This window comes from Halomonas sp. McH1-25 (assembly GCF_022348165.1).
Lineage (GTDB): Bacteria > Pseudomonadota > Gammaproteobacteria > Pseudomonadales > Halomonadaceae > Modicisalibacter.
The window spans coordinates 63053-75111 of record NZ_JAKRFI010000001.1 but is presented as its reverse complement, the minus strand read 5'-3'; the positions used below and the strand labels follow the sequence as shown (position 1 = coordinate 75111).

The 12059-nt window shown below is 62.7% G+C and carries 12 protein-coding genes; 7 read left to right on the top strand and 5 right to left on the bottom strand.

Annotated features, from left to right (window positions below):
• Positions 1–58: 58 nt before the first annotated feature.
• The 4 genes from MHM84_RS00305 to MHM84_RS00290 form a co-directional block, all read right to left on the bottom strand.
• Positions 59–805, bottom strand: a complete 747-nt coding sequence (locus tag MHM84_RS00305) for an SDR family oxidoreductase (RefSeq protein WP_239261226.1) — start codon at positions 803–805, stop codon at positions 59–61.
• Between the two features lie 34 nt (positions 806–839).
• On the bottom strand, positions 840–2042 hold the full coding sequence (gene pncB / locus MHM84_RS00300) for a nicotinate phosphoribosyltransferase (RefSeq protein ID WP_239261225.1): 1203 nt from the start codon (positions 2040–2042) through the stop codon (positions 840–842).
• A gap of 80 nt (positions 2043–2122) precedes the next feature.
• Positions 2123–2560, bottom strand: coding sequence for a thioredoxin TrxC (gene trxC, locus MHM84_RS00295; protein WP_239261224.1), 438 nt, complete (start codon positions 2558–2560; stop codon positions 2123–2125).
• Between the two features lie 70 nt (positions 2561–2630).
• Positions 2631–3062 carry a DUF4383 domain-containing protein gene (locus MHM84_RS00290; RefSeq protein ID WP_239261223.1) on the bottom strand — a complete coding sequence of 144 codons (432 nt, stop codon included), beginning with the start codon at positions 3060–3062 and terminating at the stop codon, positions 2631–2633.
• 272 nt (positions 3063–3334) lie between these two features.
• Here MHM84_RS00290 and MHM84_RS00285 point away from each other — a divergent pair, with 272 nt between their 5' ends.
• The 7 genes from MHM84_RS00285 to MHM84_RS00255 all read left to right on the top strand — a co-directional run bounded on the left by MHM84_RS00285 (position 3335) and on the right by MHM84_RS00255 (position 11438).
• Positions 3335–4801: an aldehyde dehydrogenase family protein gene (locus MHM84_RS00285; protein WP_239261222.1), complete on the top strand. Its 1467-nt coding sequence runs from the start codon at positions 3335–3337 to the stop codon at positions 4799–4801.
• Between the two features lie 108 nt (positions 4802–4909).
• Complete coding sequence (locus MHM84_RS00280) at positions 4910–6724, top strand: ABC transporter transmembrane domain-containing protein (RefSeq protein ID WP_239261221.1); 1815 nt, start codon at positions 4910–4912, stop codon at positions 6722–6724.
• Positions 6725–6836: 112 nt separating this feature from the next.
• Positions 6837–7772: a GGDEF domain-containing protein gene (locus MHM84_RS00275; protein WP_239261220.1), complete on the top strand. Its 936-nt coding sequence runs from the start codon at positions 6837–6839 to the stop codon at positions 7770–7772.
• Positions 7773–7842: 70 nt separating this feature from the next.
• Complete coding sequence (locus MHM84_RS00270; protein WP_239261219.1) at positions 7843–8694, top strand: MoxR family ATPase; 852 nt, start codon at positions 7843–7845, stop codon at positions 8692–8694.
• A 4-nt stretch (positions 8695–8698) separates the two neighbouring features.
• Positions 8699–9874 carry a VWA domain-containing protein gene (locus tag MHM84_RS00265; RefSeq protein ID WP_239261218.1) on the top strand — a complete coding sequence of 392 codons (1176 nt, stop codon included), beginning with the start codon at positions 8699–8701 and terminating at the stop codon, positions 9872–9874.
• A gap of 182 nt (positions 9875–10056) precedes the next feature.
• Positions 10057–10698, top strand: coding sequence for a hypothetical protein (locus MHM84_RS00260; RefSeq protein ID WP_239261217.1), 642 nt, complete (start codon positions 10057–10059; stop codon positions 10696–10698).
• Positions 10698–11438: a DUF3307 domain-containing protein gene (locus tag MHM84_RS00255; protein WP_239263756.1), complete on the top strand. Its 741-nt coding sequence runs from the start codon at positions 10698–10700 to the stop codon at positions 11436–11438. Before MHM84_RS00260 ends, MHM84_RS00255 begins: the two co-directional genes overlap by 1 nt.
• Before the next feature lie 12 nt (positions 11439–11450).
• Here the strand turns inward: MHM84_RS00255 and MHM84_RS00250 are convergent, their stop codons facing one another.
• The gene (locus MHM84_RS00250) at positions 11451–12020 is read right to left on the bottom strand and encodes an XRE family transcriptional regulator (protein ID WP_239261216.1); all 570 of its coding nucleotides are present in this window, start codon (positions 12018–12020) and stop codon (positions 11451–11453) included.
• Positions 12021–12059 lie beyond the last annotated feature (39 nt).

Below are 12059 nucleotides of genomic sequence, written 5' to 3'. Positions count from 1 at the left end.
AACGCTGCAAGACGCGCCTTGTTATGGCCTTCAGCGGTACAACCGTGTTAAGCCACCGTCAACGTCCACCGGTCACGTCGATGATCGTTCCCGTGGTGTAAGACGCTGCATCGGAAAGCAGCCAGAGAATCGCCTGCGCCACTTCTTCGGCCTGCCCGCCGCGTTTCATGGGCACCGTGTCCTTGAGTCGGTCGACTCGTCCAGGCTCGCCGCCGCTGGTATGGATATCGGTATAAATGATGCCGGGTCTGACGGCGTTGACGCGAACGCCTTCGGCGGCCACTTCCTTGGCCAGTCCCAGCGTGAAGGTGTCGATGGCCCCCTTGGTCGCCGCATAGTCGACGTACTCGTTCGGCGCGCCCAGGCGTGCCGCGACGGAAGACAGATTGACGATGGCTCCACCCTGCCCGCCATGGGCCGTCGACATGCGCCGGATGGCCTCGCGCGCGCACAGAATGCTGCCGGCGACATTGACGGCAAGGATACGTGACAGGCGTTCGGCGTCCATGTCCTCGACGCGCATCTGGCGCTCGAGAATACCGGCGTTATTGACCAGCGCCGTGACCGGGCCCAGGCGCTCGTCCGTGGTCTGGAACAGCCGCAGGATATCGGCTTCGTTGCCCACGTCGGCTGCCACCGCGATGGCGGTTCCGCCGTCCCGCTCGATCCCGTCGACGACGGACTGCGCAGCGGCTTCGTTACCCCGGTAGCTGAGGCAGACACGATACCCGGCGGCGGCGCCCAACCTTGCCGTGGCGGCGCCAATGCCCCGGCTGCCGCCGGTGACGATCATGACCTTGTGCATCGATGGTTCCTTTGTGTTTTTTCTTGCCGGACACTCAGTGCGCGACCTGAAAGACCTTTTTAAGGTAGTTCACGTAACTCAAATCCCGGGATGACGCTTTGCCCGGCTCGTCCGAAATCTTGGCCACCGGCTGCCCGTTGCACGACATCATCTTGATGACGATGTTCATCGGCTGCACGCCGGGCACGTCGCAGGTCAGGTGGGTGCCGATCCCGAAGCTGTTCCTGATCCGTCCGTCCAGCGCCAGCTTGATGCCCATCGCCTTGTCGAAGGTCAGCGCGTCGCTGAAGATCAACGTCTTGGTCATCGGATCGATTCCCAGCGACTCGTAGTGCCGAATGCACTTTTCGGCAAATACCATTGGGTCGCCGCTATCGTGACGCAAGCCATCGAACAGCTTGGCGAAATACAGATCGAAATCGTGCAGGAAGGCATCGAGGGTAATGGTATCGGTCAATGCGATACCCAGATGACCGCGGTACTCCTGTACCCAGGCCTCCAGCGCCGCTCGCTGGCTGTCGATCAGCCGGCTGCCCAATTGCTGGTGGGCCATGACCCATTCATGGGCCATGGTACCCATCGGACACAGATCATGGCGATGCGCGATATCGACGTTGCTGGTGCCGACGAAGTTGCCGGGAAATTCCTCGGCCAGCACCTCGACGATGGCTTCCTGGACGGGCTGGGAAAGACGCCGGCGCGTGCCGAAGTCGGCCAGGTTGAATCCCTCCAGTTGCGCTGCCGTATAGCGGCTGCGCAAGCCGTCGAGCTTGCGACGCAGTTGCGCGACGGCCTGGTCGATCATCACCTCGGGATACAGGGCTCGATTGCGCACCTCGCTGACGATTGCCAGGATCACGATCTCGAAGAGGATGCTATGCGTCCAGGGCCCGTCGATGACGATGCATAGTTCACTGCCCTCCATGTGCACATCGACATATTCCGGGCGAAAGCGGAACAGCTCGAGAAAGCGGATGAAGTCGGGCGACAGATAGGGGAACGTACTCAGGTACGCCGATTCCTCGGGACTTAGCCGAATCGCTGCCAAATTGTCGATCTGTTCGCGTATCTCGTCGATGAACGGTTCGAGATCCTCGGCATTCCGGCTGCGAAACTCCCACGTCACGCTGGCGTTGGGGTACTTGTGATGCACCCCCTGCATCATGGTCAGCTTGTACCAGTCGGTGTCCAGCAGGGAAGTGATGATCGGTCCCTGGGTGCGGTAAGTCGCAGTCAACGTCGTCTCCCGATAAGCAGTCCATGTTGCCATCAGTGTACACGTACTGCGCTACCGGTTCCGAACATGCGCTTTGCGGCTCAAGCCAGGTGCGGCGTCAGCCATTGCTTGAGCTGAGAGCCCTGCATCGCTCCCGCTTGTCTGGCCACTTCCTGGCCGTGCTTGAAGACGATCAGGGTTGGAATGCTGCGAATGCCGAAGCGCCCCGCCAATGCCTGCTCGGCCTCGGTATCCAGTTTGGCGAACCGCATGCGGGGTTCCAGCTCACCGGCCACCTGGGCGAAGACGGGCGCCATGACCTTGCACGGCCCGCACCAGCTCGCCCAGAAATCCACCACCACCGGCAACTCGCTACGCACGACGACGGCATCGTAATTGGCCGCCGTCAGGTCGATGGGAACTCCCGTGAACAGCGCCTGCTTGCACTTGCCACAACTGGGCGCATCCTCGAGACGCGCCCGTTGCACCCGGTTCATCGCCAGACAATGGGGACACGCCAGCAATAAAGCCTCACTCATCGATCTCACTCCACACGCTGGATCCATCGGAAACTATGCTGGCGGCCCCTGGCGAGGTCAAGCCAGCCGGTTACTGGGGCCGATGATGCATCGGTTCTGCCTTCTGGCGGGCTGGCGGACCGAAACCGAAATAGCCGGCGACCAGCGTATTGAGCAGGTGCAGCCAGATATCGTTGCCATAGATCGGCGCCAGACCGAACAGGATGTTGGTGACCGGAAAGAGCCCCAGAATGACCAGCGCGCCGAAAATCACCGTGTTGGCCCGGGCATAGAACACCGCTGATCCGAAGCTCTTGGCGGCGACTATGCCCCATACCCCGATGGCCAGGTGAACCAGGTTGTGCCAAAGATTGACGGCGAAGAGGCCCAGAAGCTGACCGTAACCCGTATCGGCAGGCATATCGAGGGTCGCTTCCGGCGGGGTAACCAAGCCGGGAATGAACCCCATGATCCCGATCAGGACATAAACGATGCCGAAGATGAGTGCGAATTTTTTGACCATGGCGATTCCGTCCTTGTGGATTGGCGTAGCGTTCCTTACGTCCCATAGGCTAGCAATCCACGCTCTCCCGTCACCTGCCAATAGGCCATGCGAGATTAAAAAACGCTAAAAATTACCGCAATTTACATTGCATCCGAAAAAAGTGACATGCGGCAATCAACGCATGCACAGTAGCCTGCGCCGGTAACCCGCCGATACGTTTCCCCTCTCGCGGGCGTCTACGCTAACGACTGCATACTTCGATCCATACGCCTCACTTCAAGGACGACACCATGCACGAACGTTATCGAGACTTGCAGTTGATGCCTCTCGCTGGCGAATGGCGCGAGGGGAGCAGTGAACGCACCCGCGATGTGCAGAATCCTTACGACCAAAGCACTCTGCTTACGCTGTGCCAGGCCGATCGCAACGATATGGATGCCGCCTATCGCAAGGCAAAGGAGGTTCAGCCCGAATGGGCGGCCATGGGTCCGGCGGCTCGCGCCGAGGTCATGCTACGCGCGGTTGGCATTCTGGACGCACGCCGCGACGAAATCGCCGATTGGCTGATACGCGAAGCGGGCAGCACCTATATCAAGGCCCAACTGGAAATCGACCTGGTACGTGCCGTCACGCTGGAAGCGGCCAGCCTGCCCAGCCGTGTGCACGGTCGTATTTTGCCGTCGGAGATTCCCGGCAAGGAAAGCCGCGTCTATCGCGAGCCGCTGGGTGTGGTCGGCGTCATCAGCCCGTGGAACTTTCCGTTGCAACTGTCGCAGCGCTCGGTCGCACCGGCCCTGGCGGTGGGCAATGCGGTCGTCATCAAGCCCGCCAGCGATACGCCGCTGACCGGGGGACTGCTGTTGGCGCGCATCTTCGAAGAAGCCGGACTGCCGGCAGGCGTCCTGAGCGTCGTCGTCGGGCCTGGTTCGGAGATCGGCGATGCCTTTGTCGAGCATCCGATCCCCAAACTGATTTCGTTTACCGGCTCTACGCCCGTGGGCAAGAACCTCGGCAAACTGGCCAACGGTGGCGACTGCATCAAGCACGTCGCGCTGGAATTGGGTGGCAACGGCCCGCTGGTCGTACTGGACGATGCCGACATCGATCAGGCCGTCGATGGTGCGATTGCCGGCAAGTTCCTGCATCAGGGCCAGGTGTGCATGGCGGTGAACCGGATCATCGCCGCCAATGCCTGCCATGACGCCTTCGTCGAACGCTTCGTCGAGCGTGCGAGACAGCTGCCGGTTGGCGACCCCAGACAGGAAGATACCGTGATCGGTCCAATCATCAACGCCAAGCAACTGGACTCGCTTCGCGACAAGATCGAGACGGCTAAGCGTGAAGGCGCCAAGGTATTGCTCGACGGCGAGATCCGAGGCCAGATCGTGCCACCGCACGTCTTCGGCGACGTCACCCAGGACATGAACATTGCCAGCGAGGAGATCTTCGGTCCGCTGGTGGGCATCCTGCGCGCCCGCGACGAAGAGCATGCCCTGGCACTGGCCAACGACACCGAATACGGCCTGTCGAGTGCCGTCTATACCCGCAACCTCGAACGCGGCGTACGCTTTGCACGCCGCATGGAAGCCGGCATGACCCACGTCAACGACATGGCGACCAACGACTCGCCGAATGCGCCCTTCGGCGGCGAAAAGAACTCGGGCATTGGTCGCTTTAACGGCGATTGGGCCATCGAGGAATTCACTACCGACCACTGGATCACCGTCCAGCACGAGCCCCGCCGCTACCCCTTCTGAGCGGCATCGTTGTCAGCACCGGCCTGGTGGATGGCCAGGCCGGTGCAATCCCGTTACGCTGCCAGGATATCGTCGCCGAGATTGTCCCTTTCCCAGCCTGGATATCCCATGAGCCAATCGCGACCGAATCCGCGTATCCTGCTGCGCCTGCTCGGCCTGTTGCGCCCTTATCGAGTGCGCCTGGCGCTGGCGGGAGCGGCACTGTTAATTGCCTCGGGCAGCGTGCTGCTGCTGGGCCAGGGGCTGCGCCTGGCCATCGATCAGGGATTCATGGACCGCGACGCCAGCGACCTCAACCAGGCGCTGTTCGCCATGCTGTGTGTCGTCGGCGTGCTGGCCGGGGCGTCCGCCCTGCGTTATTACCTGGTGACGTGGATCGGCGAGCGCCTGGCAGCCGATCTGCGCCGTCGCGTCTTCGATCATTTGCTGACCCTCGACCCGGCCTTTTTCGAAAATGGCAGCCACAATCAGGGAGCGGGCGAGATACAGTCGCGCCTGACCGCGGATACCAGCGTGCTGCAGAGCCTGTTCGGCTCATCGCTGTCGGTGGCGCTGCGCAACCTGCTGATGCTCATCGGCGCCACCATTCTAATGCTGGTCACCCAGCCTTGGCTCAGCGCCCTGGTGCTGCTCGGCATACCCGCAACCGTATTGCCGATCCTGTGGTTCGGGCGTCGCGTGCGTCGCCTGTCGCGGCACAGCCAGGATCAGGTTGCCGAGCTGGGGCGCTATGCCGGCGAAACCCTGACCGGCATTCGCACCGTCCAGGCCTTTGGGCATGAAGCGGCCGACCGCCGCCATTATGCCCGGCATGTCGAGGCCGCCTTCGGGGTCGCCGTGGCCCGCACCCGTCAGCGGGCCTGGTTGACCGGGATCGCCATGCTGGTGATCTTTTCCGCCGTCGGGCTGATGCTCTGGCAAGGCGGCCACGCCGTATTGGCCGGTGACATGACTGCCGGCGAACTCTCCGCCTTCGTGTTCTATGCCGTGCTGGCTGCCGGTGCGGTCGCCGCGCTATCGGAAGTGGCCGGCGACGTGCAGCGTGCCGCCGGCGCCGCCGAGCGCCTGCTCGAGTTGCTCGATGCCCGGTCCAGTATTCGCCCGCCTGACCGGCCGATGCCGCTACCGTCGCCGCTGCAAGGCGCCATCGACATCGAGCGCGTTTCCTTCGCCTACCCCAGCCGGCGCCACACCCCCGCTCTCGATGACGTCACGATCCATATCCGTCCGGGCGAGCGAATCGCCCTGGTCGGCCCGTCGGGGGCCGGCAAGAGCACCCTGCTGCAGTTGCTGTTGCGCTTCTACGATCCCGATCGCGGCAGGCTATGTCTCGACGGTGTGGACTTGCGCGACCTCGATCCGGCCCAACTGCGCTCGGTCATCGGCATGGTCGCCCAGGAGCCGGTGCTGTTCACCGGTTCGGCTGCCGACAACATTCGCTACGGCGCCCCCCAGGCCAGCGATGCCGAGGTGCGTGCCGCGGCGCATGACGCCAATGCCCTGGCTTTCATCGAGGCCCTTCCCCACGGCTTCGATAGCCACCTGGGACCCGGCGGCGTGCAATTGTCCGGTGGCCAGCGTCAACGCCTTGCCATCGCCCGCGCCCTGCTGCGCAATCCCCGCGTGCTGTTGCTCGATGAAGCGACGAGTGCGCTCGATGCGGAGAGCGAGCGACTGGTCCAGGAAGCGCTGAACCGACTCATGCAAGGCCGCACCACCCTGGTCGTCGCTCACCGGCTCTCGACCGTGGTCTCCGCCGACCGGCTGCTGGTCTTCGACCATGGCCGGCTGATCGGCGAAGGTCCCCATCGTCATCTGCTGGAAAGCAATGCGCTTTATCGTCATCTGGCCAGCCTGCAGTTCGGCACCGGCTCAGCGAGCTCCGCAGATCATGACAGCGTCAGCTCCTTGGGGCTCGATTAGCGTTAAAGAGTCACGCTCGGCCGCCGATATCCGTGGGTAGGAGACTCCAGAAACCTGGCCGTCGGACGTGCCCCTACGGTGCTTTCGTGACGCCCCGCACCAGCGCTGAGCCATGCAGTCCACGACGCACAATAAATCGACCCACCGACGTTTCCTCGTCGTATTTGCGGCGCTGCTCTTGGTGGCGGGTACGTTGATGTGGTGTATCGCCCACGACACGCCACGGCTTTATTTTCTGCAAGCGACTTCCCTACCGCTACGCCTGGCCTTGTCCGCTGCAGTCCTGATCGCGGCCCTGGTCGCAACGGTGCTGTTCCTTCAGCGTTGCTTTACCCGCCCGGTCCACGATCTCGTCGAGTACGTCAGGCAACAGCGCGAAGGAAACGCTACCTCCCCTCCCAGGTCGCTGCTGCAACGAGACGACGACATAGGCTTGCTGACCAACGAGATACAAAGCCTGTTGGATACGCTTCGCGAGCAGAACGAGCGCCTGCTCGAACAGACACTCAACGACCCCCTGACCGGCCTGGGCAACCGACGCCTGCTGGAGCAGCGCCTGGATGTCGCCCTACCGCTGAGCCGGCGCCGTATGGCGCCACTGTCGGCGCTGATGGTGGATGTCGATCATTTCAAGGATTACAACGACCACTACGGCCATCCCGCCGGCGATGAGTGCCTGGTCGAGATTGCCAACGTGCTGCGCGACACCTTTCGTCGCGAAACGGACATCGTCGTCAGGCTGGGAGGCGAGGAATTTCTGGTGGTATTGCTCGATGTCGGTCTCGACGAAGCCATGCGCCTGGCCGAAGCCATGCGCAGCATGCTGCAGGCCGTCGGCATTCCCCACGAGAAGTCCAGCGCCGCCCCGGTGGTTACCGTCAGCATCGGGGTCGCCACCGCGCTTTCCGGCACGCCGATCGATGTCGAGACGCTGATCGCCTGTGCCGATTCGGCACTCTATCAGTGCAAGGCCAAAGGGCGTAACTGCAGCGTCGCTTCCATCGTCGATCCACAGATGCTGGAAAGCCTGCCACTCTCCACGACCTGATCAGCTGGAAAATTGAGCAACCGCCAAGGCTTTCGTACACTCGTTTGACACCTATCGACGAGGAAGGCGAATGGCTTTCGAAGGAACCTCCAGCTACGTTGCCACGGATGCACTGCGCCTGGCCGTGGACGCCGCCGTCGCTCTGCAGCGGCCGTTACTGATCAAGGGCGAACCCGGTACCGGCAAGACGCTGCTGGCCGAGGAACTGGCACGCTCGCTGGGCACCCGGCTCGTCACCTGGCACGTCAAGTCCACGACCAAGGCCCATCAGGGGCTCTACGAGTACGATGCCGTCAGCCGCTTGCGCGATTCCCAACTGGGCGTCGAGGGCGTGCACGACGTCAGCAATTACATCCGGCCAGGCAAGCTCTGGGAGGCCTTCGAGGCCGACCAGCGCGTGGTTCTGCTGATCGACGAAATCGACAAGGCGGATATCGAGTTTCCCAACGACCTGTTGCAGGAACTCGACCGCATGGAGTTCTACGTTTACGAAACCGATCAAACCATCCGTGCCCGCCACCGTCCGATCATCGTGATCACTTCCAACAACGAAAAGGAACTGCCCGACGCCTTCCTGCGCCGCTGCTTTTTCCACTATATCGAGTTTCCCGACCGCGAGACCATGCAGGCCATCGTCGATGTCCACTTTCCCGATATCGACAGGCGCCTGGTCGAACAAGCGCTGGAGGTCTTCTTCGACCTGCGCGATGCCCCGGGCCTGAAGAAGAAGCCTTCGACCTCGGAGCTGGTCGATTGGTTGAAACTGCTCATGTCGGATGAACTCGCCCAGGATGCCTTGCACGAGCGCGACCCGGCGCGAACGCTGCCGCCCCTGGCCGGCGCCCTGATCAAGAACGAACAGGACACCACCCTGCTCGACCGCCTGGCATTCATGGTCCGGCGCGGCGAGCGGAGGCGCTAGGGCAATGTTCATCGATCTGTTCGACCTGCTGAAACGCGCCGGCGTGCCGGTATCGCTACGCGAATGGCTCGACCTGCATGCCGCGCTGGAACGCGGCGTCGCGTTCGCCGACATCGACGCGTTCTATCGCCTGGCCCGGCTGGTCATGGTCAAGGACGAGCGCTACTACGACCGTTTCGACCGCGCATTCTCGGCCTGGTACGAAGGCGTCGGCAATCTCGATGCCGCTCTCGAGACGCTGATTCCCGAGCAGTGGCTGCGCCGCGAATTCGAGCGTTCGCTGTCCGAGGAGGAGAAGGCGAAGATCGACTCCCTGGGCGGCCTGGACCAACTGATCGAGACGTTCAAGCAGCGCCTCGCCGAACAGCGTGAACGCCATGCCGGGGGCAACAAGTGGATCGGCACTGGCGGCACCAGTCCCTTCGGCGCCTACGGCTATCATCCCGAGGGGATTCGCATCGGCCAGCCCGAGTCACGCCAGCGCCGCGCGGCCAAGGTATGGGACGAACGCCAGTTCCGCGATTACGACGACACCCTGACGCTGGGTCCACGCAACATGAAAATGGCCCTGCGCCGCCTACGTCGCTTCGCCCGCACCGGAGCCGGCGAAGAGTTCGACATCGATGCCACCATCGACGCCACGGCCCGCGACGGCGGACTGCTCAACGTGCGTACCCGCCCCGAGCGACACAACGCCGTCAAGGTATTGCTGCTGTTCGACGTCGGCGGCTCGATGGACGATCACGTGCGTATCTGCGAAGCCCTGTTCGCTGCCTGCCGAAGCGAGTTCAAGCATCTGGAGGCTTATTATTTTCATAACTGCCCGTATGAAGGGGTCTGGCGTGACAACTCACGCCGCGACCAGCGGCTGCCCACCATGGAGCTGCTGCGCACTTACGACAGCGACTACAAGGTCATCGTCGTCGGCGATGCCGCCATGTCGCCCTACGAAATCACCCACCCCGGGGGGAGCGTCGAACATTTCAATGACGAACCGGGCGCCATCTGGCTGCAACGCCTGACCCACAAATATCTCCGCTTTGCCTGGCTCAATCCGGCCCCGAGACGGCATTGGGACTACACCCAGTCCACCCGTTTGATACGCGAGCTGATCGGCGATCGCATGTACCCCCTGAGCGTACAGGGGCTCGACGCAGCCGCTCGCGAACTGGTGCGTTGAGATATTTCCGCTCGCGCCGGTTGGTTACATGCCTATACAACTCGAGGGCTGCAATGCCTAGCCAGTCGCTATATACTGTACATAAATACAGTATGGAAACTTGGTATCTATAATAGCCATATTTGACTATTATCTCGTTTAATAGCTTTTTTAAGCTATAGAATACGCACGAGGACCCCGCGATGGCCAACATCGGTGTCTTGACCGGCGATGTGGTCGGCTCTCAACGCATCGACGACAAGCAAGCGCTCAGCCATGCGTTGGACGATAGCCTGCGCCTGCTACAAACGACGTTGGGCGCACGTAGCGATCGTTATCGCGGCGACGGTTTCCAGGTTGCCGTTCCGAACCCCGGCCAGGCCATGCTGGCCGCCATCCTGTTGCGCGCCTCGTTGATCCGCCACTCCCCGTCGCGTTCGGCGATGTGGGATGCCCGGATCGCCGTGGCCGTCGGTGGCGGCCGCTTGCCCACCAGCGATCGATTCTCGGATGCCCAGGAAGAGGCCTTCGTCCTGTCGGGGCGGCGCCTGGACGCCCTGGGTGACGGCCCGGATCGCCTGGCCATCGTCACGCCGGCAGAAACCGCCGAAGGGCATCTGGCGCTGTTGACGCGCTTCGCCGACGACATCGTCAGTCACTGGTCGAGCTTTTCCGCCGAGGTGGTCTCGCTCAGCTTGTTGCATCGCGAATCGCAACAGCAACTGGCCAAGCGCCTGGGCCGCGCTCAGCCGACCGTCAACCGTCGACTGGCAGCGGCCCGCTGGCCGTTGATCCGCGATTATCTCGACTACATGCAAAAAGCATTGGGGAGCGTTGCGACGTGATGACGGACTCGATCGGCTCGCTTCTGGCCCTGCTGATGGCCCATCTGGGCGGCGATTTTCTGCTCCAGGGCAAGGCCTGGGTGCAGAGCAAGAAGAATCTGCAGCATCGTTCGCCTGCCCTTTACAAGCATGCCGGCGTGCATGCCCTGCTGAGTCTCGTGGCACTCCTGATCACGCAGCAGCCCTGGGGATCGGCCGTGGCTGGCGCGCTGGTGATCGGTGCAACCCACCTGGGCATCGATATCGTCAAAAGTCACCTGCCCGAGCGTCTGGGGTATTTTCTGCTCGACCAACTGCTGCATCTGCTCATGCTGCTGTCGGTCTGGCTGTGGCTCAGCGAGCCCTGGGCGGCGCTGACGGCCTTCGGCCAGTGGCTGCTGCGCCCGGAGACGCTACTCACCCTGCTCGCCTACCTGCTGATCACCCGCCCGCTGTCGATCCTGATTGCGCTGGTCATGCGCCGCTGGAGCGCCCAGGTCGACAATCGCAGCACCCTGGCGGACGCCGGGGCGCGTATCGGCATGCTGGAGCGGTTTCTGGTGCTGACCTTCGTGCTGGCCGGGGAGTGGACGCCGATCGGCTTCCTGCTGGCCGCCAAGTCGGTATTGCGATTCGGCGACCTGCGCGAGGATCGCGACCGCAAGCTGACCGAATATGTCCTGCTCGGCACCATGCTCAGCTTCTCGTTGACGCTGATGCTCGGGCTCGGTCTGCGCACCGTACTGGATGCCGCCCCCTGAGTTACGCTGTCGTCAGACGTCGATCCGGCGCGGATAGTGGATGACGTCATGGAAGCGCGCGGCGCTGTGGTGTCGATTGCGATAGCCATGCGCCCTGTCGGCCGCGAAGCGTAGCCCTTCGCCAGGTTTGAGAGGCTGCCAGACGCCTTCGACGCAGACGTCCATCTCTCCTTCGATGACGACGATGTGTTCCACCACGCCCCTGGCATGCGGCGTGGATTCGCTGAGCGCCCCCGGCGCCAGGTCGATCACGAAGAACTCGAAGCCCAGCTCGGACTCGAACGGGAACAGCGGCACCACCTGCATTCCCGGCGCACGTTCGACCAGCGCCGCCGTCTGACCACGTCGAAGCAACGTGCCTTCGGCCACGCCCGAAGTTTCGAGAAACTGGGAAAACGACACGCCGAGCCCACTGGCGATCTTCCACAGCGTCGCCACGGTGGGGCTCGACTCATGCCGCTCGATCTGTCCCAGCATGGCCTTGCTGACGCCGGTCTCCCGGGCGGTACGATCCAGGCTCCAGCCACGTGCCTGTCGCAACGTCTTCAAGGTAATGGCGATATGTTGGGCGATTTCCTGCATGAAGGGCTCCCGATGCGGACCACCATTGTACGTCATAAC

Bases quoted from the DNA above. Each gene is read 5' to 3' on its own strand.
- trxC (WP_239261224.1), bottom strand. From the start codon at position 2,560: ATGAGTGAGGCTTTATTGCTGGCGTGTCCCCATTGTCTGGCGATGAAC.
- MHM84_RS00305 (WP_239261226.1), bottom strand. From the start codon at position 805: ATGCACAAGGTCATGATCGTCACCGGCGGCAGCCGGGGCATTGGCGCC.
- MHM84_RS00290 (WP_239261223.1), bottom strand. From the start codon at position 3,062: ATGGTCAAAAAATTCGCACTCATCTTCGGCATCGTTTATGTCCTGATC.
- MHM84_RS00250 (WP_239261216.1), bottom strand. From the start codon at position 12,020: ATGCAGGAAATCGCCCAACATATCGCCATTACCTTGAAGACGTTGCGA.
- MHM84_RS00255 (WP_239263756.1), top strand. From the start codon at position 10,698: ATGACGGACTCGATCGGCTCGCTTCTGGCCCTGCTGATGGCCCATCTG.
- MHM84_RS00260 (WP_239261217.1), top strand. From the start codon at position 10,057: ATGGCCAACATCGGTGTCTTGACCGGCGATGTGGTCGGCTCTCAACGC.
- MHM84_RS00270 (WP_239261219.1), top strand. From the start codon at position 7,843: ATGGCTTTCGAAGGAACCTCCAGCTACGTTGCCACGGATGCACTGCGC.
- MHM84_RS00275 (WP_239261220.1), top strand. From the start codon at position 6,837: ATGCAGTCCACGACGCACAATAAATCGACCCACCGACGTTTCCTCGTC.
- MHM84_RS00265 (WP_239261218.1), top strand. From the start codon at position 8,699: ATGTTCATCGATCTGTTCGACCTGCTGAAACGCGCCGGCGTGCCGGTA.
- MHM84_RS00280 (WP_239261221.1), top strand. From the start codon at position 4,910: ATGAGCCAATCGCGACCGAATCCGCGTATCCTGCTGCGCCTGCTCGGC.
- MHM84_RS00285 (WP_239261222.1), top strand. From the start codon at position 3,335: ATGCACGAACGTTATCGAGACTTGCAGTTGATGCCTCTCGCTGGCGAA.